Source organism: Isoptericola sp. BMS4, from assembly GCF_011634835.1.
GTDB lineage: Bacteria > Actinomycetota > Actinomycetes > Actinomycetales > Cellulomonadaceae > Isoptericola.
Window position 1 is genome coordinate 292,812 of record NZ_SIRP01000001.1, and the last position, 26,285, is coordinate 319,096.

Sequence of the window (26,285 nt, forward strand, 5' to 3'; positions counted from 1 at the left end):
TTCTGACGTGTCGCACAATGCCCGTCATTGCGCGACCGATCAGGACCACCGGCGAGCGGGAGAGGTGGTTGTCCACAGGCCTCGGCGCAGGGCCGCGAACCTCTGGTCAGATCTCATGGTGCGCACCCCGGACGTCCTGCCCCCGGAGCTCCTCGCCGTCGCACGCGCGCAGGAGGGGCTCGTCGACGTCTCGCAGTGCGAGCGAGCAGGAGTGTCGCGCTCCCGCATCGCCAGGGCGGCAGGCGCCGGCCGGGTCACCCGCGTTCTGCCCGGCGTGTACGACCTGTGTCCGACGCCGCTGCTCGACCGCACCCACGACCCCGACCGCGCACGCGGAGACCTGTTCGAGCACCGTCGCCGTCGGGCGGCCTGGCGGGGGTTGCTCGCCCACGGGCCAGCAGCCGTCGCAGTCGGGCAGACCGCCCTCGTGCTGCACGGGGTCCAAGGGCTTCCAGCCGCACCGAGGATCGACATCGCCCGGGTCGATCGTCGCCCGCGCGCCGCCCGGCAAGGCGTTGCGCTGCGTCGCTTCACCAGCCCTCGATACTTCGAGACCATCGGCGACCGGCTCGTCGTACCCGTCGAACATGCGCTGGCACAGGCCGTACCCGAGCTCGACCGGATGCACGCCGTCGCCGCGATGGACAGCGCGCTGTACCAGCGCAAAGTGGACGCCACCGGACTGGGCCGCGCACACGACCTCGCCCGGGGACGGCGCGGAGTCGGCAAGACGCACGAGTGGTGGGATCTCGCCGACACCCGTGCGGAGTCACCCGCCGAGACCCGAGCGCGCCTCGGCTTCCTCGACGAGGGAGTACCTCCCGACACGCTGCAGCAGGTCTTCCTCGGCCCTGGCCCGGACGACAGGGCTCGCGTCGACCTGGCCTGGTGGCTCGGTCGAGGTCGCTGGCTCATCTGCGAGATCGACGGGCACGACGCCCACTCCATGACGAAGGCGCTCTACCGCGACCGTGCCCGCCAGAACAACCTCGTCGACGCGGGGCATCTGGTATTCCGCTTCACCGGCCGCGAGGCGGATGCCGGGGTACCGGCCCGTGTGCTGGCACCACGACTCCGGTCAACCGGGTGGCGACCCGACCAGGCTTTTCCTCGGGGCCCCTTCCAGCTCTGACCCCTCCCGGGCCCACCGACCCTCCCCGGACCCGTCGGTGGTTCTGACGTCTCGTGAAATCGCGCATATATCGCGACACGTCAGAACCACCGGCGGCGGGCGAGAGGGCGGCGGTACGGCAGGACGGGCGCGGGGACGGCGACGGCCCGGCCCCTGGCGGGGACCGGGCCGTGGTGCGTCAGGCGTCAGGCGTTCAGCCGGCGACGACCTTGACGGCGATCTTCGCCGACACCTCGGGGTGCAGGCGGATCTTCACGGTGTACTCGCCGGTCGACTTGATCGGCTGACCGATCTCGATCTTGCGCTTGTCGACCTTGGTGCCCTCGGCCTCGACCGCAGCGGCGATGTCCGCCGTGGTGACGGCACCGAACAGGCGGCCGGACTCGCCCGCGTGGGCGGTCACGACGACCTGCTTGGCCTCGATCGAGTCGGCCGCGGCCTTCGCCTCGTCGAGCGTCGCGATCTCACGGGCCTTGCGGGCCTTGCGGATCGCGGAGACCTGCGACTCCGCACCCTTGGTCCACGGGGTGGCCAGACGGCGCGGGACGAGGAAGTTGCGGGCGTACCCGTCCTTCACCTCGACGACGTCGCCGGGCTCACCGAGACCGGTGACCTCGTGCGTCAGGATCAGCTTTGCCATGATTCAGTGATCCCTTCCGGTCAGCGGGCCGACGACGAGTACGGCAGCAGGGCCATCTCGCGCGCGTTCTTGACGGCCTTGGCGATCTGGCGCTGCTCCTGGACGGAGACGCCGGTGACGCGACGGGCACGGATCTTGCCGCGGTCGGAGATGAACTTCCGCAGCAGGACGGTGTCCTTGTAGTCGACGGACTCGATCTTCGCCGTCTTGAGCGGGTTGGCCTTCTTCTTGGGCTTACGCACCACAGGCTTCGCCATGGTGTTGCTCCTTCACAGGTGCAGTCCCGACCGGCCGCGCGAGGCGGCCGGCGAACCGGGACGGGATGATCTGGGGTGTGGGCGGTCGATCAGAACGGCGGCTCGTCCGAGAACCCGCCGCCCGACGACGCGGGGCCTGCCGTGGCCCACGGGTCGTTGCTCTGCTGACCGCCGGAGGAACCGAACCCTCCACCGGGCTGGCCACCCTGGGGACCGCCGAAGCCGCCCCCCTGCTGGCCGCCGCCGAAGCCGCCACCGCCACCGGAACGCTGCATGCGGGTGACCTTCGCCGAGGCGTACCTCAGCGACGGGCCGACCTCGTCGACCTGCAGCTCGAAGACGGTGCGCTTCTCCCCCTCGCGGGTCTCGTACGAGCGCTGCTGAAGACGGCCCTGCACGACGACGCGCATGCCCTTCGTCAGCGACTCGGCGACGTTCTCCGCGGCGTCGCGCCAGACCGAGCAGGAGAGGAACAGCGCCTCGCCGTCCTTCCACTCGTTGGTCTGCCGGTCGAACGTGCGCGGCGTGGACGCGATGCGGAAGTTGGCGACGGCAGCACCTGACGGGGTGAAGCGCAGCTCCGGGTCCGCAACCAGGTTTCCGACGACCGTGATGACGGTCTCTCCAGCCATGCCAAGCTCCTTCGTTCGTTCCGCGCGTGTGCGACTGCCTAGTGCGAGTGCATAGTGCGACTACCTAGGGCGATCCCATCACGGGGTGGTGACATCCGGAAGGCGTCCGCGCGGGAGGCCTTCCGGGTTCGTCGCCCGGACGGGAGGGAGAGTCGGTTCGAGTGGATCAGCGAGCGTCCGTGCGCAGGATCTTGGTGCGCAGCACGGCCTCGTTCAGGCCGAGCTGGCGGTCCAGCTCCTTCGCGGTGTCCGGCGTCGAGGTGAAGTCGACGACGGCGTAGATGCCCTCGGAACGCTTGTTGATGTCGTACGCCATACGGCGACGACCCCAGATGTCGACCTTGTCGACGGAACCACCCTCGGTCGAGATGACCGTCAGGTACTTGTCCAGCGACGGGGCCACGGTGCGCTCCTCGACCTCCGGGTCCAGGATCACCATCAGCTCGTACTGACGCATGTGTTCAACCCACCTCCTCTGGTCTTCGCGGTCACGGTCGTTCCGTGACAGGAGGGTTCTTGCGTGCGTCGGCCGCACTCCACGGTCATCAGGACCGTGGGCACAGCCAGTCCACCAGAGTACCCGTCGGAGGGGACTCTGCGGTAATCGGGGCGGCGGCGGCTCAGCCGCCGCTGTCGGCCGAGCCGAAGATCCCGTTGCCGCCGCCGTTGTCCCCGCCGTCGGTCCCGGTGCCGTCGGTCGGCGTCGGGCTCGACGTCGGCTCCTCGGTCGGGGTCGGGTCGTTCCCACCACCGTTGTTGCCGTCGTCCTCCGGCTCCGGGCCCCGGGACACGACGAGGGTCACGGTCGAGGCGACCGGCAGACTGGTCCCGGCCGGGGGGTCGGTCGCGATGACCGTCCCGGCGGGCTGGTCGCTGTACTCCTCGGTGGTCGCCGGCTTCAAGGCGTCGCCGCGCATGATCTGCTCGGCGGTCGTCTTCGGCTGGCCCACGACGTCGGGCACGACCACCTGCTCCGGCTCCTCGGGCTGGCCCGTGGACACCACGAGGGTGATCGTCGAGCCGACGGGCACGGTCTGCCCCGCCCCCGACATCTGCAGGACCGTCCCCTTGGGCTGGTCGCTGTTCTGCGCCTGCGTGCGCACGACGAGCTCCAGCCGCTGGAGGGCGTTCGTCGCGCTCGCGACGTTCTGCCCGACGACGTCCGGCACCTCGACCGTCGTCTCCTCGGTCGGAGTGGGGGTCTCGCTCGGCGTCGGCGAGTACGTCGGCGTCGGGGGCACGTACTCCGGGAACTCCTCGACGTCCATCCCCTCGGTCGCGATCTGCATGTAGTCGGTCCAGGCCTGCACCGGCCAGGAGCCACCCGTGATCTCCGGGTACTCGCCGAAGTCGTCGATCTCGGCCTGCCCCGACATCAGGCCCTTCTCGAGGTCGAGCTTCTCGTACTGCCGCAGCCCGACGACGGTCGTGAGCTGGGGCACGAACCCGGCGAACCACGCCGACTTGTTGTCGTTCGACGTGCCCGTCTTGCCCGCCACCGGCCGGCCCAGCGCCTGCGCCTCGGTGCCGGAGCCCTCCTCCACCACGTGGGTCATCGCGTAGGTCGCGGCGGCGATGTCCTGGGGCTTGAACTCCCGCTCCTGCGACGTCGGCCCCTCGTAGACGACCGTGCCGTCGAGCGTCTCCACCTTGTCGACCACGTGCGGCGTGGTGCGGTACCCGCCGGCGGCGATGGTCGAGTAGGCGCGCGCCAGGTCGATCGGGCGCACGGAGTCGACACCGAGCACGTTCGACAGCCCCGTGGACAGCGGGTAGTCCTCGTCCTCGCGGATGCCGGCCCGCTTGGCGACGTCGATCGTCGTCTCCGGGCCGATCTCCTGGTTGAGCTCGACGAAGGCGGTGTTCACCGAGTGGGCCGTCGCCTTCACGAGGTCGATGCTGCTGCCCCAGTCCTCGCCGCCGAAGTTCGGGACCTCCCAGTCCTCGCCGTTGTTCGCCTCCGGGAAGATCTTGGGCGAGTTGCCGTCGAGCCGCTCGTCCAGGGTGTGGCCCTTCTCCAGGGCGCCGATGAGGGTGAACGGCTTGAACGTGGAGCCTGCCTGCACGACGTCGTCCGTCGCGGTGTTGAGCGCCTGCTTGACGTAGTCGGGTCCGCCGTACAGCGCGCGGACGGCTCCCGTCTGCGGGTCGATCGACACCAGCGACATCCGCGCCTTCTTGCTCGCCTTGCCGTAGGTGCCGTCCTCGTGCATCGACTTCTCGACCTCGACGGCCGCCTTCTGCAGCTTCGGCTGGATCGTCGTGGTGATCTTCAGCCCGCGTGTGTCGAGCTCCTCCTCGGCGAACTGACCCGAGGCCACGAGCTCCTTGCGCACGGCCTGGAGCAGGTAGCCCTTCTGCCCGCCGCGGGTGTTCGTCGCCTCCTTCTTCTCCTTGAACTTCGGGAACTCGGCGTCGGAGAACTCCTGGTCGGTGATGTACCCCTGGGCGTGCATGCGGTCGATGCTGCGCTCCCAGCGGACCTTCGCCTGGTCGAGGTTCACCGACGGGTCCCAGTTCACGGGCGACGGGATGATGCCGGCCAGGAGAGCGGCCTCGGACGGCGTGAGGTCCTTGGCGTCCTTGCCGAAGTACTCCTGCGCCGCGGTCTGGATGCCGTAGGTGCCGCGCCCCCAGTAGATGGTGTTGAGGTACCCCTCGAGCACCTCCTCCTTGGGGATCGACTGCGCGATCTTCAGCGAGATGATCGCCTCGCGGGCCTTGCCGGCGTACGAGGTCGTGGTGTCGAGCCGCGTGCGCTCCACGTACTGCTGGGTGAGCGTCGAGGCACCCTGCCGCTGGCCGCCCTTGAGGTTGTTCACCGCGGCGCGGGCGATGCCCTTGACGTCGATGCCGTTGTTGGTCCAGAAGGTGTCGTCCTCGGACGCCACGACCGCGTTGCCGACGTAGGGCGGGAGGTCCGCGAGCGCGATCTTCTCGCGCTTCTGCTCGGCGAACGTGCCCATCTCCTTGCCGTTCGCCCAGTACACCGTCGTCGCCTGCTGGTTGACGCTGTCCAGGTTGTCCGGGATGGTCGTGGTGCTCCACGCGGCGACGAAGAGGCCGGCGCCCAGGGCGGCGCCCGTGAGCAGCGTCCCGAGGACGATGCGCCACGAGGGCAGCCACCGCTGCACCACGCCCTTGTTGGGGCGTGGGTAGTTCCAGAAGCGACGCTTCCTCGCCACGTCAAGCCTTTCGTCGTGCGGGACCGGAGCTGCCCGACGGCGTCCTGCTCCGGCCTGCGGACCACAGGGAACCCTAGGCGATGCCCCGTCCGATTCGGGAGACTCGCGCGCCTCGGGCGACAGTTATCGCTGACCGTGCGCAGGGCTCTGGCTCCCGCTCCTCGGAACCTTCACAAGTCGGCGGGCCCGGACCGGCGTCCTCCCGGGACGGTTCCCGTTGCACCCACGTGTCGGCGCGTCCTATTCTCTCGATGTATCGACTCGATAGGTCGATACGGTACGAGCCGCCCCGGGGCGGAGCATGGAGCGGAAGGAGTCGATCGTGCGCAGCAGGTCTGCCGTGCTCGAGACCGCCATCCTCGGCCTCCTCAACTCCGCCCCGCTGCACGGGTACGAGCTGCGCAAGCGGCTCAACCTCCTGCTGGGCTCGTTCCGCGCGTTCTCCTACGGCACGCTGTACCCGGCGCTGAAGTCCCTCGTGGCCCGGAACCTCATCGAGGCTACCGAGCCCGACCCCGCGACGGCGGCACGCCCGTCGGCGCGCGGCAGTGCCCGCCCGTCGGCCAAGACGGCCAGGTCGTCCCGGACGGGACGGCGCGGCCGGATCGTGTACCGCCTCACGGCGGAGGGCAAGGAGTACCTGCAGACCGTCCTCGCGTCGTCGGGGCCGGCCGCGTGGGAGGACGAGAGCTTCGACGTCCGTTTCGCGTTCTTCGCGCAGACCGACGCCGAGACCCGCATCCGTATCCTCGAGGGTCGGCGCACCCGGCTCACCGAGAGGCTGGAGGCGGTCCGGGAGTCCGCCGCACGCACCCGCGAGCGGCTCGACGAGTACACCTTCGAGCTGCAGCGTCACGGGCTCGAACAGGTCGAGCGCGAGGTGCGCTGGCTCGACGGACTCATCACCACGGAGCGCGACCGGGCCCTCGGCCGCGACCGCGACCACGACGCCGGGGCGCCAGGCGCCCCGGCCCCGAGAAACAAGGAGCGAGGATGACCTCCGTCCGCGTTGCCATCGTCGGCGTCGGAAACTGCGCATCGTCCCTGGTCCAGGGCGCGCACTTCTACCGCGACGCCGACCCGTCCGACACCGTCCCGGGTCTCATGCACGTGCAGTTCGGCGACTACCACGTGCGCGACCTCGAGTTCGTGGCGGCGTTCGACGTCGACGCCAAGAAGGTCGGGTTCGACCTCTCGGAGGCGATCTACGCCTCCGAGAACAACACGATCAAGATCGCGGACGTGCCGCCCACGGGCGTCCTGGTCCAGCGCGGCCCGACGCTCGACGGTCTCGGCGACTACTACGCCGCGACGATCGACGAGTCGGACACGCAGCCGGTCGACGTCGTGCAGGCGCTCAAGGACGCGCAGGTCGACGTCCTCGTCTCCTACCTGCCGGTGGGGTCGGAGGAGGCCGACAAGTTCTACGCGCAGTGCGCGATCGACGCGGGCGTCGCGTTCGTCAACGCGCTGCCGGTCTTCATCGCCTCGGACCCCGAGTGGGCGAAGAAGTTCGAGGACGCGGGCGTGCCGATCGTCGGCGACGACATCAAGTCGCAGGTCGGCGCGACGATCACCCACCGGGTGCTCGCGAAGCTGTTCGAGGACCGCGGCGTCGTCCTGGACCGCACCTACCAGCTGAACGTCGGCGGCAACATGGACTTCAAGAACATGCTGCAGCGCGACCGGCTGGAGTCGAAGAAGGTCTCCAAGACGCAGGCGGTGACGTCCAACCTCACCGGCGCGCTCGGGGGCAAGAAGGAGGACCGCAACGTCCACATCGGCCCGTCGGACTACGTGGCGTGGCTCGACGACCGCAAGTGGGCGTACGTGCGCCTCGAGGGCCGGGCGTTCGGCGAGGCCCCGATCAGCCTGGAGTACAAGCTCGAGGTGTGGGACTCCCCCAACTCCGCGGGCATCATCATCGACGCGATCCGCGCGGCGAAGATCGCGAAGGACCGCGGCACCGGCGGCCCGATCCTGTCGGCGTCGACGTACTTCATGAAGTCGCCGCCCGTGCAGATGGAGGACACCCAGGGGCGTGCGCACCTGGAGGCCTTCATCCGCGGTGAGGTCGAGCGCTGATCTCTCCGTGGTGACGTAGCGATTCCTCCCCGTTCCCGCCCGGGAAAGGGGAGGAATCGCTACGTCAGCCGGACCACGGCCCCGCCCGCCCGGGCGGAGGCCTGGGCCGCGGCGACGACGCGCAGGGTGCGCAGGCCGGCCCTCCCGTCGGGGCCGGGCGTCCGCCCGGTGTCCACGCACTCGAGGAAGTGGTCGAGCATGAGGCAGTCGAGGTTCTCGCCGAGGCCGAGCCACGCGGGCCGGCCCCCGGCCCCGAGGCCGCCGACGTGCGCCCCGAACGGGTCGACGTCGACCACGCCCTCGGTGCCGTACACCTGCAGCGTGAGACCTCCCCAGGTGGGCGCGTCGTCGGGGACGGACCACGAGCAGTCCACGGTGACCTCGGCACCGCCGGCGTAGGTGATGCTGACGAGGCCGCCGGTCTCCGCGCGCACGCGGGGGTCGTCGCCGTGCAGGACGCGGTTGGTCACGGCCCGCACGGCGACCGCCTCCTCGGCGAGGAGCACGTCGAGCAGGTCGGCGACGTGCACCACGTGGTCGGCGAGCGCCCCTCCCCCGGACAGCTCGGGGTCGGTGAACCAGGCACGCCCGGCGGGCACCTTGCCGTTGTTGGTGCCGGTGGCGCCGAGCACGGTGCCGAGGGCGCCGGACTCGTGCAGGCGGCGCAGCGTCGCGAACTCGGGGCTGAAGCGGACCGGGTAGGCGGTCATGAGGACGACGCCGGCCTCGTCGCAGGCCGCGACCATCGCCTCGGCGTCCTCGACCCGCGTCGCGAGCGGCTTCTCGCAGAGCACGTGAGCGCCGGCCGCCGCCGCGGCGAGCACGACGTCGCGGTGCCGGGCGTTCTCGGCGCAGACGACGACGGCGTCGGGCCCCCAGGCGAGCGCCTCGGCGTAGGTGTCGACGTACGCCGCGCCGTGCCGGTCGGCGAAGTCCCGACCGCGCAGCTCGCCCGGGGGCGCGGTCGCGGCGTCCGGGTCGGCCGTGAGCAGCTCGACGTCGGGCCGGTCGCGCAGCAGCTCCAGGTAGGACGCCGCGTGCACGTGGGCGAAGGACAGGACGGCGACCCTGCGGGGGGCGCCGGGCGTGTCGGTGCTGCTCATGCGGGGCTCCCGGTGGTGGCGAGGCGGTGGGGCGCCGCCTCGGGGACTCCCCCGAGGTCACGGACCCGCGCGGCGGTGTCCAGGGCGACGGGCTCCCCCGACGCGATCGAGCCGAGCGCGGCCTCGGCGATCTCGACGGCGACCACGCCGTCGACGGCGCTCGCCCGGGGGTGGAGCGGGTGGTCGGGGGCCAGCGCGGTCGGCGCGGCCACGAACGCGCGCGCGACCTCGCGGATCTCGGTGAGGTACGGGCTCTCCCTCTCCCCCGCCGCCGGGGCGGGCCGGTCCTCTCCACCGGTCGGGACGGGGGCGAGGTCGGTCCGCACGCCGCCGGACTCGGCGGAGTCGAACCTCAGCGTCCCGGCGTTGCCGGCGACGTGGAACGACGTCCGGAAGCTGGTGTGCGGCGCTCCCCACAGGCCGCGCACGTGGCTCAGCGCACCGCCGGCGTGGGTGAGGACGACGTGGGCGAGGGTGCGCGGCGCGCCGTCGGCGTCGAGGGACCGCCGGGTGGCGTGCACCGAGGTGACCTCCCCGGCGACCCACCGGGCGAGATCGAGGTCGTGGAGCATGAGGTCGAGGACGACCCCGCCGGACCGCGCCTCGTCGGCGAACCAGGCCGACCAGGTGGGGAACGCCCCGCCCCGGGCGAACCGCAGGACGGCCGGGGTGCCGACCGCGCCGGCGCGCACGGCGTCCCGCATCCGCGCGTACTCGGGGAAGTACCGCACCACGTGCCCCGGGTAGAGCTGGCGGTCGGCGGCCCGGGCGGCCGCCAGGAGCGTCGCACCGTCGGCCCCGGTGCGGGTGAGCGGCTTCTCGCAGAGCACGTGGCGGCCCGCGGCGAGCGCCGCTCCGGCGACGGCGAGGTGCGTCGGCGTGGGGGTGACGACGTCGACCACGTCGACGGCGTCGAGCAGGTCGTCGAGCGTCGCGGCGGCCCGGCCGCCGTGCGCGGCGGCGACGTCGGCCGCGCCGTCGTGCGAGTGGACGACGAGGTCGGCGCCGAGGGCACGCCAGGCGGGCGCGTGCGCCCGTGCCATGCCACCGGCCCCGACGAGGCCGACCGTGAGTGTGGGCGTGCGGTGCGACATGCGGTCCCTCCGTCGCGGCCGGGCGGTGGTCTCGCAACGTATCGCCGGTCGTCGCGCGACGACAAGCGCCCGCCGTCGACGAGCCGGCACGGCGCCCTGAGCTCCCGGCGGCGCATAGGGTGCTCGTGTGGGTGTGATCTCGGAGCTGAAGGCGTTGCTGCGCCTGGACGGCTTCCGCAAGCTGTTCGCCGTGCGCCTCGTCTCGCAGGCGGGCGACGGCATGTTCCAGGTCGGGCTGGCGTCGCTGCTGTTCTTCTCCCCCGAGTCGCAGGGGTCCGCCGCGGCCATCGCGGGGGCGTTCGCCGTCATGCTCGCGCCCTTCACGATCGTGGGGCCGTTCGCCGGCGTCTTCCTCGACCGCTGGTCGCGCCGGCAGGTGCTCGTGTGGGGCAACGTCGTGCGGGTCGTCATCACCCTGGGCATGGCCACGCTCATGCTCACCGGCGGGGTGACGGTGGGCATCTACGCCCTCGGCCTGGCCGCCCTCTCGGTCAACCGGTTCCTCCTGGCGGGGCTGTCCGCCGGCCTGCCCCGGGTGGTGGACGGGCCGCTCCTGCTCACCGCCAACTCGCTGAGCCCGACGCTCGGAGCGGGCGCCGCGTTCGTCGGCGGCGGCGTCGGCTTCGTCCTCGGGCTCGCGTTCGAGCCCGGCCGCGTCAAGGACTCGTCCGCCCTGGTCTGCGCGGCGCTCGTCTTCGCGATCGCCTCGCTGCTGGCACTGCGGATCGGTCGCCGGCGGCTCGGCCCCGAGCATCCCGCCGAGGCGGACCTGCGCAGCGAGTTCGCCCGGGTGGCCCACGGCCTCGTCGACGGCGCCCGCTACCTCGCCGCCCGGCGGACCCCCGGCCAGGCGCTGCTGGTCATGGCGTCGCACCGCTTCCTGTACGGGGTGGTGTTCATCGCGTCGATCCTCATCTCGCGCAACCTGCTGGAGCCGGGCGACCAGACCGCCGGCATGGCGACCTTCGCCACCGTCGTCGCGCTCACGGGGGTGGGCGGCGCCGGCGCGATGGTCCTCACCCCGACCCTGTCGCGGTTCACGGGCCCGCAGGTCTGGATCGTCCTCATGCTCCTCGTGGCGGCCGCCAGCCAGGTGCTGCTGCTCACGACGCCGGAGCGCGCCGTCATCTACACGGGCGCGGCGCTGCTCGGCCTGGCCGCCCAGGGCACCAAGATCGCGGTGGACACCATCGTCCAGCGCGACGCCGACGACGAGTTCCGTGGCCGCGCGTTCGCGTTCTACGACGTCCTGTACAACGCCGCGTTCGTGGGAGCCGCCGCCCTGGCGGCCGTCGCCCTGCCCGACACCGGCTGGTCCAGGCCGGTCTTCGCCGGCCTCGCCGTCGCGTACGTCGCGGTCGCGCTGCTCCTGTGGACCGCCGGGGCCCGGACCGCCGCCCCCGTGACGACCGCCGGCGCCGACGCCCCCGCCCGGGAGAGCGGATCCGCGCGGGTCGACGAACCGGGTCGGTGAACCCGGACCGATGAGTCCCGGGCGGAAATCAGGTCGCCAGGGACGCGGGAATAACTGAGGATGGTTCGTGGTCGTACACAGTACGGTCACGCCTCAGGGCGACCGCACCGCGGGGTGACCAGCCCCCGGACCACGACCGAGCCGACGACGCCCCGCGCCCCCCGGCGCCGGTGCGCCCCTGCCCTCAGCCGGGAGCTCCCCGGCACGGACACGAGGAGACCAGCGTGCCAGCCCCGCGCCCGACCGACACGACCGCACCAGCCGGACCCAGCACCGACCCCTCGGAGGCGACCCTGACCGCGACCGACACCGCCCCCCGTGGCACCAGCCCGGAGGGCACCACCCCCGAACGCACCGACGGACGCCTCTCCCGGCAGAGCTTCGTCGTCATCGCGCTGCTCCTCGCCTCGGGCTTCGTCGTCATCCTCAACGAGACGACCATGGGCGTCGCGCTGCCGGCGATCATGGACGAGATGGGGGTCACCGAGGCCACCGGGCAGTGGCTCACGACGGCGTTCCTGCTGACCATGGCGGTGGTCATCCCCACCACGGGCTGGCTGATGCAGCGCCTCGGCACGCGCGGCGCCTTCATCCTCGCGATGTCGCTGTTCAGCACGGGGACGCTCCTCGCGGCCCTCGCACCCGTCTTCGGCCTGCTCGTCGCCGCGCGCGTCGTGCAGGCGACCGGCACCGCGATCATGATGCCGCTGCTCATGACGACGGTCATGACGCTGGTCGCGCCGGAGCACCGCGGCAAGCTCATGGGCAACGTGTCGATGGTGATCTCCGTCGCGCCGGCCCTCGGCCCGACGTTCGCCGGGCTCGTCGTGACGTCCCTCGGGTGGCGGGCGGTCTTCTGGATCGTGCTGCCGATCGCGATCGTGTCCCTGGTGGTCGGCACGCTCTTCGTGACCGACGTCGCCGACCGGGCCCGCCAGCGGCTGGACACCCTCTCGCTCCTGCTGGCGGTCGGCGCGTTCGGCGGCCTCGTCTACGGGCTGTCGAGCTTCGGCGAGGCCGCGCAGCACGACGTGGCGGTGCCGCCGGTCGTGTCGGTGGGTGTCGGCGCCGCGTTCCTGGCCGTGTTCGTCCGGCGCCAGCTCGTGCTGCAGCGCACGGACGCCGCCCTCCTGGACCTGCGCGTCTTCCGGGCGCCCGGGTTCGCCCTGGGCATCGGCCTCATGGTCCTGGCCTTCGGCACGATGCTCGGCACCTTCATGCTCCTGCCGGTGGTCGCCCAGAACGCCATGGGCATGTCGGCGGTGACGACCGGCCTGATCATGCTGCCCGGGGGTCTCGCGATGGGCCTGCTCGGTCCCGTGGTCGGCAACCTGTACGACCGCATCGGGCCGCGGCCCCTCGTGCTGCCGGGCCTGGGCGCGGTCGCGGCCGGGATGGGCGTGCTCGCCCTCCTGTCGTCGTCGACACCGGTGTGGGTGGTGCTCGCGGGCCACATCGTCATCAGCCTGGGGCTGGCGCTGGTGTTCACCCCGACCTTCACCTCCACGCTCGGCGCCCTCCCGCCCCACCTGTACTCTCACGGCTCGGCGGTCATGGGCACCACCCAGCAGCTCGCGGGAGCCGCGGGCACGGCGCTGCTCATCGCCCTGATGACGGTGCGGTCGGTCGCGCTCGAGGCCGACGGTGTGAGCGAGACGGCGGCCATGTCGGGCGGCGCGCGGCTGTCCTTCATCGCCGCGGCGATGCTGGCGGTCGCCGCACTCGCCCTCGCGACGCGGCTGCGCAAGCCGGAGCCGGTCAAGGGCGGGGTGCCGGCCGCCCACTGACGCCGGCGGTCCTCGCGGCACGAGCGGGGTGGCGGTCCTCATGGACCACCACCCCGCTCGCGTGCGTCCGGGAGGCAGGAGCTACCGGTCGATGTTGGACATGTCGGCGTACCGCTCGCCGACGACGGACTCCGGGGGCACCGCGTCCGCGAGCGCCGTCAGGTCGTCGGAGGTCAGCTCGACGGCGGCCGCGCCGACGTTCTCCGTCAGGTACGTCCGGCGGCGCGTCCCCGGGATGGGCACGACGTCGTCGCCCTGGGCGAGCACCCAGGCCAGCGCGAGCTGTCCCGCCGTCACGCCCTTCGCGTCCGCGAGCGCGCGGACGCGGTCCACGAGGGCGAGGTTCGCGTCGAACGCGGCGCCGGCGAACCGGGGGTTGCTCCGGCGGAAGTCGTCGTCGGCCAGGTCGTCCGGCGAGGTGATGCGGCCGGTGAGGAAGCCGCGCCCGAGCGGGGAGTACGGCACGAGCCCGATGCCGAGCTCGCGGAGCGTCGGCAGCACCTCGGTCTCGACGTGGCGGGTCCACAGGGAGTACTCGGTCTGCACGGCGGTGATCGGGTGCACCGCGTGGGCGCGCCGGATCGTGGCGGGCGACGCCTCCGAGAGCCCGAGGTGGCGGACCTTGCCCGCGGCCACGAGCTCGGCCATCGCCCCGACGGTCTCCTCGACGGGCACGTCGGGGTCCACGCGGTGCAGGTAGTACAGGTCGACGTGGTCGACGCCGAGGCGGCGCAGGCTCCCGTCGATCGCGCGCCGCACGTTGGCGGGGCTGCCGTCGAGGGCCCGCCCGCCGTCCGCCGTCGTCCCGATGCCGAACTTCGTGGCGAGGACGACGTCGTCGCGCCGGCCGGCGACCGCCCGGCCGACGAGCTCCTCGTTCGTCCAGGGCCCGTACATCTCCGCGGTGTCGAGGAGGGTGACGCCGAGGTCGAGGGCGTGGTGGACGGTCGCGACCGACTCGGCGTCGGAGGCCGAGCCGGCACCGCTGGTGGTGCCGTAGAAGGCGGACATGCCCATGCAGCCGAGGCCGAGGGCGGAGACGGTGAGCCCACGCGCGGGGTCGCCGAGGACGCGGGTGCCGAGGGGTGCTGGAGTGCTCATGGGATCGACGATCGATCTTCGAGCGCGCTCGAAGTCAACTGCTCGGGCGGGCTCGGGTCAGCACCCGCCGGCGGTGCCGGCGTAGACCGCGATCTTGTCCTCGATCGCCGCGAGGTCGTGCCGCACGGTGGCGAGTCGGTCCAGCACGCGCTGCCGGTGCCGGCGCAGCAGCTCGAGGCGCTCCGGCTCGGTCCCCTCGCCGGCCCGCACCAGGTCGGTGTACGCCCGCACCTCGCTGATCGGCATGCCGGTGGAGCGCAGGCGGGTCACCAGGCGGACCCAGGCGACGTCCTCGTCGGTGTAGCGGCGGTGCCCGGACCTCGACCGCGCCACGGGAGCGCGCATGAGGCCGTCCCGCTCGTAGTACCGGAGCGTGTGGGTGGTGAGGCCGCACTCCGCGGCTGCCTCCGCGATGGTCCGGCCGGTCACCGCGACTCCCACCACGCCCTCAGCTCCGCGGTGGCCGCCTCCTCGCCGAGCGGGCCGTGCTCCATGCGCAGCGCGAGGAGGTGCTTGTAGGCGGCTCCGACGTCGCGGCCGGGCGGGATGCCGAGGACCGCCATGATCTGCGTGCCGTCCAGGTCCGGGCGGATCGCGTCGATCTCCTCCTGCTCGCGCAGGGCGGCGATGCGCTGCTCCAGGTCGGTGTAGGCGTCGGCGAGGCGCTGTGCCTTGCGGCGGTTGCGGGTGGTGGAGTCCGCCCGGGTGAGACGGTGCAGCCGCTCCAGCAGCGGGCCCGCGTCCGTGACGTACCGGCGCACCGCCGAGTCGGTCCACCGGCCGTCGCCGTAGCCGTGGAAGCGCAGGTGCAGCTCCACCAGCCGGGAGACGTCCTTCACCACCTGCTTCTCGTACTTCAGTGCCCGCAGCCGCTTGGCGACCAGCTTGGCCCCGACCACCTCGTGGTGGTGGAAGCTCACGCCGCCGCCCGGCTCGAACCGCCGGGTGGCGGGCTTGCCGACGTCGTGCAGCAGGGCCGCCAGCCGCAGCACGAGGTCCGGCGCCGGGACGGGGCCGTCCGGGCCCGTCTCCTGCGCGATCGCCTGCTCCAGCACCGTCAGCGAGTGCTGGTAGACATCCTTGTGCCGGTGGTGCTCGTCGATCTCCAGGCGCAGGGCCGGCAGCTCCGGGAGCACCTGGGCGGCCAGGCCCGTCTCCACCAGGACCTCCAGGCCGGCCCGCGGGCGGTCGGCGAGCAGCAGCTTGCTGATCTCCGCCTGCACGCGCTCCGCGGACACGATCTCGACCCGCTCGGCCATGTCGACGATCGCCGCCCACGTCGCCGGCTCGACGGTGAAGCCGAGCTGGGCCGCGAACCGCGCCGCACGCATCATCCGCAACGGGTCGTCGTCGAACGACCGCTCGGGGGCGATAGGGGTGCGCAGCACGCCGTGGGCGAGGTCCGTCAGCCCGTCGAACGGGTCGACGAACGACAGGTCCGGCAGCCGCACCGCCATCGCGTTCACGGTGAAGTCGCGCCGGGACAGGTCGCCGTCGAGCGTGTCCCCGAACGCCACGACCGGCTTGCGGGAGGCCGCGTCGTACTCGTCGCTGCGGTACGTGGTGACCTCGACGACCACGTCCCCGCCGTGGGTGCCGGAGCGCGCGAAGCGCCGGGCGCCGATGGTGCCGAACTCCTTGCCGATGTCCCAGTGCGCGTCACCCCACCGTGCCAGGAGGGCCTGCGTCTGGTCGGGGGTGGCCGACGTCGCGAAGTCCAGGTCGTGGCTCGCCCGGCCGAGGAAGGCGTCACGCACGGGCCCGCCGACCAGGGCGAGCTCGTGGCCGGCGTCGCGGAAGATCTCGCCGAGCTCGACGGCGGCCGGCGCCATCTCGGTGAGCACGGCGAGGGCACGGCGCAGGAGCGCTGCAGGGGCGGGAGGCTCAGGGGTCGGCACGGCGGACCATGATCCCAGATCTGCTCGCCTCGTGCCGAACCGCCACGTCCCGCCGCCGGGTGCCGACGCGCGCCCGGGCGTGCGTCCGGCCCGGTCGGGCGCCGTACGACGCCCCTCGCGCACTCGGTAGGGTGGGCGCATGTCATCCCCGGCACCGGTCCCCGGCCCGCGTCGCGGGCGTCCGGGTGTGCCGGTGCCCGTGCCGCCCGGCGGCCACCCGCTGCGCGTGGACCCCGCCCGGCTGACCCGCCAGCCGGGCGTCGCGACGCCCGGCATCGTCGGTGCCACGCCCGTGGGCTCGACGGCGCACCTGCCCGTCGTGGAGGAGACCTCCGCCGGCGGTCTCGTGGTCGACGCGACGCCGCACGGCCCCCGGGCCGCGGTGATCGTGCGGCGCAACCGTGGGGGTCGTCTCGAGTGGTGCCTGCCGAAGGGCCATCTCGAGGGCGCGGAGACCCCCGAGGAGGCCGCGGTCCGCGAGATCCGCGAGGAGACCGGCATCCACGGCACGGTCCGCAGCCGGCTCGGCGTCATCGACTACTGGTTCAGCGGCGAGGACCGGCGGGTGCACAAGATGGTCCACCACTTCCTGCTGCGCGCGGAGGGCGGCACGATCACCGCGGAGAACGACCCCGACGGCGAGGCCGAGGACGCCCTGTGGATCCCCGTCGAGGACCTGGGCGGGCGGCTGTCGTACCCGAACGAGCAGCGCCTCGCGGGTGTCGCGCGGCAGGTGCTCGCCCGCCGGCCGGGTCTGCTCCTCCCCGGAGCCGGTGAGTGAGGCCGCGCGCGTGACCAGCTCCCGCTCGGTGGGCGTGCTCGCCGCGCTCGTGACGTTCTTCGCCGGCCTCGTGGCGGTCCTGCTCGTGGCGGGGCTGGCCCGCCCGACGCCCGGCCCCGGCGACACGGCAGCGCGCGACGACGTGACGACCGGCCTCCCCGCGAGCGCCACCGCGGCCCCCGGAGCGGCGCCCGCGGCCGTCGACGGCGAGGTCACGGTGGAGCTCGTGAGCTCGCAGCCGGCCGTCGCGCGGCCCGGCGGGACGGTCACCCTGACCGTGCGCGTCACCAACGGCCGGGAGACCGCGCTCGAGGGGTCACGGCTCGACCTGGGGGTCCACTGGCGCCCCGTCACGTCGCGCGACGACCTCGCAGCCTGGTCCGGGTCCACCTCGACGACGACCGCCTCGCGGCAGCTCGTCGAGGACGTCGGCAAGGTTCCGGCCGGCGACACGGTCGAGCGCGACCTGGAGCTCGACGTCGACATCCTCGACCTGGCCGAGGACGCGCCGTGGGGGCCGCGCGAGATGTCGGTCTCCGTCGTGGACCAGGCCGAGTCCACCCTCGACGTGCTGCACACCTTCCTGCTGTACGCCCCGGAGGGCTCGGCCCCGGACCCGGTGGGGATCAGCGTGGTGGCGCCCGTGACGGGCCCCGCCGTCCCCGTGACCCCGGACGGCACCGAGGAGGCCGGCGACACGGACGGGGCGAGCACCGCGGGCACGACGGACACCACCGACGGGACCGGCGACGAGCCCGCCACCACCGGCTACGCCGACGAGCTCGCGTCGCTCACCGCCGACGGCGGCCGGCTCTCCGCCCTCGCGGACGCGGCCACGCCCGACGGCGACGCGCCCGGCATCACGCTGGCCGCCGACCCCGCCCTCGTGTCCGCCGCGCAGGCCTCCGACGACGCGGCCTCCGCGGCGTGGGCGGCACGGCTCGTCGACGGCAGCGTGCCGGAGGTCGCCGCGCTGCCGGCGTTCGACCCGGACCTCGGCGCGCTCGCCCACGCGGACGTCTCGTCGGCGGACGTCCGCGCCGCGACGAACGCCGTGGGCACCCTCGGTGACACCTGGCGGACGCCGGCGTCGTGGGACCTGACCCTGGCGTGGCCGCAGGGCCGGCCCGACGTCGCCACCCTCGGAGCGGCCCGCGACGCCCGCGTCGACCACGTCGTCGTGGGCGACGGGCTGGCGCCCCGCGGCGACGCGCCCGCGACCGCGCGCACCGCCGTCGCGACCCCCGGGGGCAAGGTCTCCGCCCTCGTCGCCGACGACCACCTCTCCGACGTCGTCGCGTCGCTCACCACCGACGACTCCGCCCCCACCCCCGGCGAGGCCGCGCAGCGTCTGCTCGCGGACGCCGCCGTCCTCGCGGTCGAGCAGGCCGACGCGACGGGCGGCGGGGACCCGCTGCGGCTCCTCGCCGCCGTACCGCGCGGCTGGACGCCCGACGTCGACGCCGTGCACCAGGTGCTCGCCGCCCTCGACCAGGCCGGATGGTCCGACGTCGTCCCGCTGGCGGAGACGATCGACACGCCCGCCACGGACACGCCGCGCGACGACCTGCCCGGCGCCGAACCGGACGGGGCCGAGCTGAAGCCGGCCTCGGTGCGCGCCCTCTCCGACGCGCGCCGGTCCGTCGCCGGCTTCGCGACCGTCGCCGACGACCCCGCCGCGCTCACCGCCCCCGTCGGGCAGGACCTCGTCGCCCCGCTCGCCGTCGCGTACCGCGACGCGCGCGACATGCGCTCTGAGGCCGTGTCGACCGCTGTCGCGCAGGCGTCGGCGCTGCGGCAGGGCATCAGCGTCGTGGAACGCACCACCGTGACGCTCATCAGCGACAACGGCCAGCTGCCCGTCCTGGTGCGCAACGACCTGCCCACCGACGCGACCGTCACCGTCGTGCTGCGCCCCGACGACCCGCGCCTCAAGATCGAGACGCGGCCCACGGTCGTGGTACCGGCGGGACGCTCCGCGGACGTCCCGGTGCAGGTGCGCGCGATCGGCTCGGGCAACGTGACGATCACGGTCGAGGCGCTCGCGCCGAGCGGCGCCACGGCGGCGGCCCCGACGACCTTCGACGTGCGGGTGCGCGCGGGGTGGGAGACGGTCGGCACGGCGGTCATCGCCGCCGCCATCGGCGTGCTGTTCATCGCGGGCATCTGGCGCAGCGTCCGGCGCGCCCGGCGCCGGGGGCGGCCCACGGCCGGCGACTCGGCGGACGCCGGAAGCACGGCAGCCGAGGCGGCCCCGCCGGTCGACGCCGCCACCGCGGCCGACGGCGCCCCGCCCGGCGTCGACCGTCCTGCCGAGGCCCCCCGTCCCGTCCACCAGCCCCCGGAGGACGACCGCGCATGAGTCCCTCCCGACCCACCGGGGACGACCGCCGGCCGCCGCGGCACGCCCGGCCCGGTCGCCACCACGGCTCGCCCGGCGACGGCACGACCCCGCCCGAGCCGACGACCCCGGCTCCCACACCGCCCCCCGACGCGCCCGACGTCGCGGCGGAGCCGACCGCCGACGCCGCCGCGACGGAGGGCGAGGCGACTGGGGTGCGACGGACCAGCCTCGGACGCAGCTCGCTCGCCATGTCGCTCGGCACGGCGGCGTCACGGGCCTCCGGGCTGGTGCGCAGCATGCTGCTCGTCGCGTGCGTCGGCAGCGCGGGCGCGGTCGCCGACGCGTTCGACATCGCGAACAAGCTGCCCAACATGCTCTTCGCGCTCATCTCTGCGGGCGTGCTGCAGGCCGTGCTCATCCCGCAGATCGTGCGTGCGATGAACGCGCAGAACGCGCGCGAACGGCTCGACAAGCTGCTCAGCGTCTCCGGCCTCGGGCTGGTCCTGCTCACAGCGGTCCTCGTCGTCGCCGCCCCGCTGATCGTGTGGCTCTACACCCTGAGCTCCCCCACCGACACCGAAGCCCGGCACCTGGCCGTCGTCTTCGCCTACTGGTGCATCCCGCAGGTCTTCTTCTACGGCCTGTACATGCTGCTCGGCCAGGTGCTCAACGCCCGCGGGCAGTTCGGCGCGTACGGCATCGCCCCCGTCGCCAACAACATCGTGTCCCTGCTGGGCTTCGGCGCCTTCGTCCTCGTGTGGGGCACCGCCCCCGCCGGCGGCATCAGCGACCTGTCGGCGTGGACGAGCACGCAGACGACCGTCCTCGCCGGCACCGCGACCGTGGGCATCGCCGCGCAGGCGCTCGTGCTGGTCGTGACGCTGCGGCGTTCCGGGTTCCGCTGGCGGTTCCGGCTCGGGCTGCGCGGCATCGGCCTGCGCTCGGCCGGCACCGTCGTCGGGTGGACCATCGGCGCCGTCGTGCTGGAGCAGCTCGGCGTGCTCTTCCTCTCCAACGTGCTGTGGGCCGCCGGGCGCACCGGCACCGAGGCCGACCCCGTCGCGGGCAACGCGGCGTACACGCAGGCCATGACCATCTACCTGCTGCCGCACTCCCTCGTGGTCGTCTCGATCGTCACCGTGCTCTTCCCGCGGATGACCGCGGCCGTCCAGGCCGGCGACATCCCCGGCGTGCGGCGCGACATCTCCCTCGGGCTCCGCTCGGCCGGCGTGTTCTCCGTCTTCGCCGCCACCGCGCTCATCGTCCTCGCCACCCCGCTGACGTCGTCGCTGCTGCCGACGCTGAGTCCCGACGAGGTCGGCACCATCGCGCCCGTCCTGCGGGCCATGGCCCTCGGTGCCATCGCCCTGGGCGCGACGGTGCTGGTCCGGCGCATGTACTTCGCCTTCGAGGACGGCCGGTCGATCTTCGTCATCCAGGTCATCGCCACGGTCTCGATGGTCGCGGTGCTCTGGGGGGCGGTGGCCGTCCTGCCGTCCGCGTGGTGGGCCGTCGCGGCCGGTGGCGCGTTCGCGCTGTCCACGTGGATCTCCCTCCTGCTGCGCGTGCGCGGCATGCAGCGCAAGCTCCACGGCATGGACGGGCGGCGCGTGCTGCGGCTGTACGTGCGGGCCGTCATCGGCGCCGGCATCGCCGGGGGCATGGGCTGGCTGACCGTCCGGCTCCTCGACGGCGGCGACCTCACGTCGTGGGGTCACGCCGTGCTCGCGACCGCGGCCGGCGGCCTCGTGATGGTCGTCGCGTACGTCCTCGCCCTCAAGGTCCTGCGGGTCCGCGAGCTCGACGACGCCCTCGCCCCGATCCTCCGGCGCCTGCACCGATGAGGCCGGTCACGGTGGCGCGAGCCGCGCGCTCCGGGACACCCCGCCGCCCGTACCATGGTCCGATGGACCGGAGGACCACCTCCCCCCGCTTCCCCACCGAGGAGACCAGGTGAGCACCGCCCAGCCCGGGACCGTCATGGTCGATCGCTACCGGCTGTCGCAGCCCGCTGCGACGGACCTCGCCGCCGCCGACGCCTGGGAGGCGCACGACCAGATCCTGGACCGCCCCGTCCGCGTCACCTTCGTGGACGGGAGCCACGCCACCGCCGCGCTCGACGCGGCCCGCCGGGCCGCCCTCGTCACCGACCCGCGGCTGTGCCGGGTGCTCGACGTCGGCACCGCAGACCTCGGCAGCGGCCCGCGGTACTACATCATCAGCGAGCCCTATCGCGGGTCCTCCCTCACCGAGGTCGTGTCCCACGGGCTGCTCGACGGCCAGCAGGCCCGGGCCGTCGTCGGCGAGGCTGCCGCGGCGCTGGAGTCCGCCGCGCAGCGGGGCGTGCACCACCAGGCGCTGCGTCCGGAGGCGGTCCGGGTGGACGGGCACCGCGTCGTCGTGACCGGTCTCGGGATCGACGCCGCGCTCGCCGGCATGGACGCCCCGCCCCCCACCGACGACGGGGACGTGGCCGGGGCCGACGACGCGCGCAACCTGGTCGCCCTCGTCTACTACGCCCTCACGGCACGCTGGGCCGGCGACACCCTCGACGCCCCGTGGGTGGCGACCGACGCCGTCCGGCCGTTGCCGGCGCAGCGCGACGAGAACGGCGTGCTGCCCGTGTCGGCGCTCGTCCCGCACGTCGACGAGGGCCTCGACCTGCTGGTCCGGCGCGCGTTCACCAGCGGCGCCCCCGACGTGCCCACGGGACCGGGCGACGTCGTCGCCGCGCTCGCGCCGTGGGGCGAGGTGGCGGTCGTGGACGCCCTGCCGCAGTTCGTGCAGCCGTCCACCGAGCCCCCGGTGCGGTCGTCGGTGCTCGGCGCCGGCGCGGCCGGCGAGGCGCGGCCGGGCACCCCGCCGCCCGCGCCCCCGGTGCGCCGCCCGTCGACGGGCCGGATCGCACGCGCAGGCGCCGTCGGAACCGTGGGAGCGGGCGCGGCGGCGGGCGCCTACGGCGCCACCCAGGCCTTTCCGCCGGCCGGAGGCGCGCCGGTGCCCCCGCAGCCCGTGGGCCCTCAGGCGACGACGGCGATGCCGCCGCAGCAGGCCGCGCCCGGGACGCCCGTCGCTCCCCCGCCGCCGGGCACGGGGTACGCGGCCGCCGGGTACGCCTCGCAGCAGACCGGCACGACGGTGCACGCTCCCGTCCCGCCGCCGCCCGGCTCCGGCCCCGCCGAGCCTGCGGCCTCGACGGGCGGGTTCGCCTCCAGCCCCGCGCCCCGCCGCCGGGGCGTCAACCCCACACCGATCGTCCTGGCGCTCGTCGTGGTGCTCGTCGTCGCCGGGGCCCTGTGGGCGGTGTCGCGCGCTCTCGACCCGTTCGAGCCGCCGATCGCGGCCAGCCCGTCGACGTCGCAGCCGCCGGCGGCCTCCGGCCAGGACGAGACGTCCGACGAGACGTCCGAGGAGCCGTCGCCCGAGGAGAGCCCCGAGGTGCGCCCCCTGATCGCGTCGGGCAACCAGCTCGATCCCGAGGGTGCCGCGTCCGGCGACCACGACGGCGAGCACCCGGAGGCGGTGGACCTCGCCTACGACGCCGACCCGTCGACGTTCTGGTACACCCGCCAGTACACGACGCCCGACTTCGGCAACCTCAAGTCCGGCGTCGGATACGTGATCCAGCTCGAGGAGCCCGCGCCGGTCTCCACGATCGAGCTCAGCACGAACTCCTCGGGCGGGCACGTGGAGGTCCGCGCCACCAGCGACTCCGAGCCGACGTCGGGGAAGGTCCTCGCCGAGGGCTCCTTCGACTCGACCACCACGCTGAAGCTGTCCGAGGAGACCATCTCCGACTCGTTCGTCCTGTGGATCACCGAGCTGCCCGTGACGAACGGCAAGAACTACCTCGAGCTCAACGAGATCGTCATCTCGTGACCGCGCGCGGCGCACCCCGTCCCGGTGTGCCGCGCGCCCCGCACCGGTCGGGGAACATCCCGGCCCCCCGTGATGTTGAGGCCGGTGGCGACCCGGACCAGCCGACCCCAGGAGACAACGTGACCGACCAGCCGACCGCCCCCACCGTGCACGACATCGTCATCGTCGGCTCGGGCCCCGCGGGCTACACCGCCGCCGTCTACGCGGCGCGGGCGGGTCTGGAACCCGTCGTCGTCGCCGGGTCGGTCACCGCCGGCGGTGCCCTGATGAACACCACCGAGGTGGAGAACTTCCCCGGCTTCCCCGCCGGCATCCAGGGCCCCGACCTCATGGACGCGATGCGTGAGCAGGCGGAGAAGTTCGGTGCCCGCGTGCTGTGGGACGACGTCGAGCGGGTCGAGCTGACCGGAGACGTGAAGACCGTCGTCACGGCGCTCGGCGAGACCTTCCACGCCCGCGCCGTCATCCTCGCCACCGGGTCGGCCTACCGCGAGCTCGGGCTCTCCGACGAGAAGCGCCTCTCCGGGCGCGGCGTCTCGTGGTGCGCCACCTGCGACGGCTTCTTCTTCCGCGACCAGCACATTGCCGTGGTCGGCGGCGGCGACTCCGCCATGGAAGAGGCCACGTTCCTCACCCGGTTCGCGTCGAAGGTCACGGTCGTGCACCGCCGGGACGCCCTGCGCGCCTCGAAGATCATGGCCGACCGTGCCACCGCCGACCCGAAGATCGAGTTCGCCTGGAACAGCGAGGTCACGGGGATCACCGGCGACGACAAGGTCGCGGGCCTCACGCTCCGCGACACCGTGACCGGCGCCGAGCGCGACCTCGACGTCACCGGGCTGTTCGTGGCCATCGGTCACGACCCCCGCACCGACCTGGTCAAGGGCCAGGTCGAGCTCGACGACGAGGGCTACATCCTCGTCGAGGGCCGGTCCACCAGGACCAACCTCTCCGGCGTCTTCGCCTGCGGTGACGTCGTCGACCACACCTACCGGCAGGCGATCACCGCCGCCGGGTCGGGCTGCTCGGCGGCGCTGGACGCCCAGGCGTACCTCGCCGACCTGGCCGACACCGACAACCCCGCCGGCCTCCCGGCGGCGCTCGACGACGACGCGTCCCTCGATGCCGTCGCGGGCTGACCCTCTCCGACACCGAAGGAGCAACCATGCCGACCGTCGCCGTCACCGACGACACCTTCAAGACCGAGGTTCTCGAGTCCGACGTGCCCGTGCTCGTCGACTTCTGGGCGACCTGGTGCGGTCCGTGCCGCATGGTGGCCCCGATCCTCGAGGAGCTCTCGGACGAGTACAGCGAGAAGATCAAGATCGCGAAGCTCGACACCGACGCCAACCAGGAGACCACGATGGCATACGGGATCACCTCGATCCCGACCCTGAACGTCTACTCCGGCGGCGAGCTCGTGAAGTCGATCATCGGCGCCCGCCCCAAGCGGGCCATCCAGGAGGAGATCGACGCCCTGCTCGCGAATTGACGTCGAGCGTCCCGGAGGCGGCTGGTGTTTCACGTGAAACACCAGCCGCCTTCGTCGTGCCCGGCTCGCGCTCGTCACGTCGAGGCACGGTCGTCGAGGCCGCTCCACCATGAATGTCCGCCGGGCACGAGCTCCGGTGTGCCGGCCGGAACCGCACCGCGTCGCCGCCTCGGTCTCACGGACCCCTCGGCGCCGAGCCTGGTGGGCGCCCACCAACCATCGCGTTGTCCCCACCCCACCGCGTCGTCCCCACCCCACCGCATCGCGGCGTGCCCACGGTGCAGGCCACACCGCATGCGCACACCGCCTCCGCCCGGCACCGTCGCCTCCGCCCGGCACCGTCGCCTCCGCCCGGCACCGTCGCGTCCGTCACTGGCACCGTCGCGTCCGTACCGTGCGGTTCGTGTGGTTCGTGTGGTTCACCCACCATCCGTCGGCACCCGCTCCGGCACCCGCCACTGCACACGGTCGTCATCCCGGGTCGTTCCGCCGTCGCCGCCCGGACGCGGCACTCGGTATGGTCGGGAATGTCCGTGGACCCCCCTGGGAGCGCCCCACGGTCGTCGCATCCTCGGCCCGAGCTACGGTGTCGCAGGACCCAGGAGCGAGAACGACCTTCCCGACTGCTCCGAGCTCTCGCTCGCCTCCTCTCGCTGCGGTGACCCCGCTCCCCCGCCGGTCCGGGCCCCTTGTGCGGTACGACGCTCCGGCGTCGCCACGTCGCACGGCCACGTGCACGAGGCAGGTCTCCGCCCCATGCGCGGTCCGTCGCCCCTCCTCACACACGCGGGATCCGCCGCCCCTCGAGGGCCGCACTCGGTCCGTCCCCCTCCTCGCACACGCGGGATCCGTCGCTCCTCCCTCGCCACGCGAGGGCACCGATGGCGCTCCCCCGCCACGACCAGGGAGTTCGAGTGTGGAGAGCTGCCCGTGGGGGCGGGCGACCAGCGGTCATGGGGCTCGGCCAGGTTCCCGTGATCGCCGGCCTGCCGGATGGTCTGACCTGCGGAGATGCGCGGCCCGCCGCCTCCGGGAGATGTCCCGCAGCGTCGCCTGCCCGGGCCGGGCCGGCGCCACCCTGGCCCGGAGGGCGAAGCCGACGAGTGCCGGCCCGGAGGTGGAGCGCTCGGGCGAGCACGAGACGAGTCCATAGCCCGCCGAGCCCGCCGGCTCACCGATAGCGGTGCGATCCGCCACCGCCCACATGGCTCGACAACGGCTGGCACCTTCGATGCCTGGCCTATCGTCACGATGGCCGCGACCACGAGCCCGCGCGGGGACTCCCGTGGCGTCCCAGCGCACCGCATTCATGGCACCAGCCCGCGCGGGTGCGCCATGCACGACCTCCGGTGCTGCCTGCCCTGCCTCCTCAGCGCCGGTCACCGACGACGGTCAGCGGGA

The 26,285-nt window shown here is 73.4% G+C and carries 21 protein-coding genes; 11 read left to right on the plus strand and 10 right to left on the minus strand.

Annotated elements, in window-relative coordinates; translation table 11 throughout:
- Window positions 1-7 precede the first annotated feature (7 nt).
- The gene (locus EYB28_RS01330) at window positions 8-1,132 is read left to right on the plus strand and encodes a type IV toxin-antitoxin system AbiEi family antitoxin domain-containing protein (protein ID WP_166844208.1); all 1,125 of its coding nucleotides are present in this window, start codon (window positions 8-10) and stop codon (window positions 1,130-1,132) included.
- A 193-nt stretch (window positions 1,133-1,325) separates the two neighbouring features.
- Here EYB28_RS01330 and rplI read toward each other — a convergent pair whose 3' ends face one another.
- The 5 genes from rplI to EYB28_RS01355 form a co-directional block, all read right to left on the minus strand.
- Window positions 1,326-1,772 (minus strand): 50S ribosomal protein L9, encoded by a 447-nt coding sequence (gene rplI / locus EYB28_RS01335; RefSeq protein WP_166844209.1) that lies wholly within the window; start codon window positions 1,770-1,772, stop codon window positions 1,326-1,328.
- 20 nt (window positions 1,773-1,792) lie between these two features.
- Window positions 1,793-2,029, minus strand: coding sequence for a 30S ribosomal protein S18 (rpsR, locus tag EYB28_RS01340; protein ID WP_166844210.1), 237 nt, complete (start codon window positions 2,027-2,029; stop codon window positions 1,793-1,795).
- An 89-nt stretch (window positions 2,030-2,118) separates the two neighbouring features.
- Window positions 2,119-2,661, minus strand: coding sequence for a single-stranded DNA-binding protein (locus EYB28_RS01345; protein ID WP_166844211.1), 543 nt, complete (start codon window positions 2,659-2,661; stop codon window positions 2,119-2,121).
- A 166-nt stretch (window positions 2,662-2,827) separates the two neighbouring features.
- A complete protein-coding gene (gene rpsF, locus EYB28_RS01350; RefSeq protein ID WP_166844213.1) occupies window positions 2,828-3,118 on the minus strand; it encodes a 30S ribosomal protein S6 in 291 nt (96 codons plus the stop codon).
- 163 nt (window positions 3,119-3,281) lie between these two features.
- Complete coding sequence (locus tag EYB28_RS01355; protein WP_166844214.1) at window positions 3,282-5,846, minus strand: transglycosylase domain-containing protein; 2,565 nt, start codon at window positions 5,844-5,846, stop codon at window positions 3,282-3,284.
- A 322-nt stretch (window positions 5,847-6,168) separates the two neighbouring features.
- Between EYB28_RS01355 and EYB28_RS01360 the strand changes: the two genes are divergently transcribed.
- A complete protein-coding gene (locus EYB28_RS01360; protein WP_166844215.1) occupies window positions 6,169-6,843 on the plus strand; it encodes a PadR family transcriptional regulator in 675 nt (224 codons plus the stop codon).
- A complete protein-coding gene (locus EYB28_RS01365) occupies window positions 6,840-7,931 on the plus strand; it encodes an inositol-3-phosphate synthase (RefSeq protein ID WP_166844216.1) in 1,092 nt (363 codons plus the stop codon). The genes EYB28_RS01360 and EYB28_RS01365 overlap by 4 nt, the downstream gene beginning before the upstream one ends.
- A 59-nt stretch (window positions 7,932-7,990) precedes the next feature.
- Here EYB28_RS01365 and EYB28_RS01370 read toward each other — a convergent pair whose 3' ends face one another.
- Both EYB28_RS01370 and EYB28_RS01375 read right to left on the minus strand, forming a co-directional pair.
- Window positions 7,991-9,034, minus strand: a complete 1,044-nt coding sequence (locus EYB28_RS01370; protein WP_166844218.1) for a Gfo/Idh/MocA family protein — start codon at window positions 9,032-9,034, stop codon at window positions 7,991-7,993.
- Complete coding sequence (locus EYB28_RS01375; protein WP_370459421.1) at window positions 9,031-10,350, minus strand: Gfo/Idh/MocA family protein; 1,320 nt, start codon at window positions 10,348-10,350, stop codon at window positions 9,031-9,033. The genes EYB28_RS01370 and EYB28_RS01375 overlap by 4 nt, the downstream gene beginning before the upstream one ends.
- Here EYB28_RS01375 and EYB28_RS01380 point away from each other — a divergent pair.
- Window positions 10,256-11,602, plus strand: coding sequence for an MFS transporter (locus EYB28_RS01380; RefSeq protein ID WP_166844221.1), 1,347 nt, complete (start codon window positions 10,256-10,258; stop codon window positions 11,600-11,602). The two genes, EYB28_RS01375 and EYB28_RS01380, sit on opposite strands and share 95 nt — an antisense overlap.
- 224 nt (window positions 11,603-11,826) lie before the next feature.
- Window positions 11,827-13,389: an MDR family MFS transporter gene (locus EYB28_RS01385; RefSeq protein WP_240930334.1), complete on the plus strand. Its 1,563-nt coding sequence runs from the start codon at window positions 11,827-11,829 to the stop codon at window positions 13,387-13,389.
- A gap of 81 nt (window positions 13,390-13,470) precedes the next feature.
- On the opposite strand, the gene EYB28_RS01390 is transcribed toward EYB28_RS01385, so the two are convergent.
- The 3 genes from EYB28_RS01390 to EYB28_RS01400 are packed head-to-tail and all read right to left on the minus strand — an operon-like array spanning window position 13,471 to window position 16,388.
- The gene (locus EYB28_RS01390) at window positions 13,471-14,490 is read right to left on the minus strand and encodes an aldo/keto reductase (protein ID WP_166844222.1); all 1,020 of its coding nucleotides are present in this window, start codon (window positions 14,488-14,490) and stop codon (window positions 13,471-13,473) included.
- A gap of 57 nt (window positions 14,491-14,547) precedes the next feature.
- Window positions 14,548-14,919 (minus strand): MerR family transcriptional regulator, encoded by a 372-nt coding sequence (locus EYB28_RS01395; protein ID WP_240930335.1) that lies wholly within the window; start codon window positions 14,917-14,919, stop codon window positions 14,548-14,550.
- Window positions 14,916-16,388, minus strand: a complete 1,473-nt coding sequence (locus EYB28_RS01400; protein WP_255461436.1) for a CCA tRNA nucleotidyltransferase — start codon at window positions 16,386-16,388, stop codon at window positions 14,916-14,918. Before EYB28_RS01400 ends, EYB28_RS01395 begins: the two co-directional genes overlap by 4 nt.
- A gap of 139 nt (window positions 16,389-16,527) precedes the next feature.
- On the opposite strand from EYB28_RS01400, the gene EYB28_RS01405 reads away from it, so the two are divergent.
- The 6 genes from EYB28_RS01405 to trxA all read left to right on the plus strand — a co-directional run bounded on the left by EYB28_RS01405 (window position 16,528) and on the right by trxA (window position 24,884).
- Window positions 16,528-17,169: an NUDIX hydrolase gene (locus EYB28_RS01405; RefSeq protein ID WP_166844225.1), complete on the plus strand. Its 642-nt coding sequence runs from the start codon at window positions 16,528-16,530 to the stop codon at window positions 17,167-17,169.
- 10 nt (window positions 17,170-17,179) lie between these two features.
- Entirely contained in the window at window positions 17,180-19,531 is a 2,352-nt protein-coding gene (locus tag EYB28_RS01410; RefSeq protein WP_166844227.1) for a DUF6049 family protein, read from the plus strand.
- Window positions 19,528-21,357 carry a murein biosynthesis integral membrane protein MurJ gene (murJ, locus tag EYB28_RS01415; protein WP_166844229.1) on the plus strand — a complete coding sequence of 610 codons (1,830 nt, stop codon included), beginning with the start codon at window positions 19,528-19,530 and terminating at the stop codon, window positions 21,355-21,357. The genes EYB28_RS01410 and murJ overlap by 4 nt, the downstream gene beginning before the upstream one ends.
- Window positions 21,358-21,466: 109 nt before the next feature.
- Window positions 21,467-23,392: a hypothetical protein gene (locus EYB28_RS01420; protein WP_166844231.1), complete on the plus strand. Its 1,926-nt coding sequence runs from the start codon at window positions 21,467-21,469 to the stop codon at window positions 23,390-23,392.
- A 119-nt stretch (window positions 23,393-23,511) separates the two neighbouring features.
- On the plus strand, window positions 23,512-24,531 hold the full coding sequence (gene trxB / locus EYB28_RS01425) for a thioredoxin-disulfide reductase (protein ID WP_166844233.1): 1,020 nt from the start codon (window positions 23,512-23,514) through the stop codon (window positions 24,529-24,531).
- Between the two features lie 26 nt (window positions 24,532-24,557).
- Window positions 24,558-24,884, plus strand: coding sequence for a thioredoxin (trxA, locus tag EYB28_RS01430; RefSeq protein ID WP_166844234.1), 327 nt, complete (start codon window positions 24,558-24,560; stop codon window positions 24,882-24,884).
- Window positions 24,885-26,285: the final 1,401 nt, after the last annotated feature.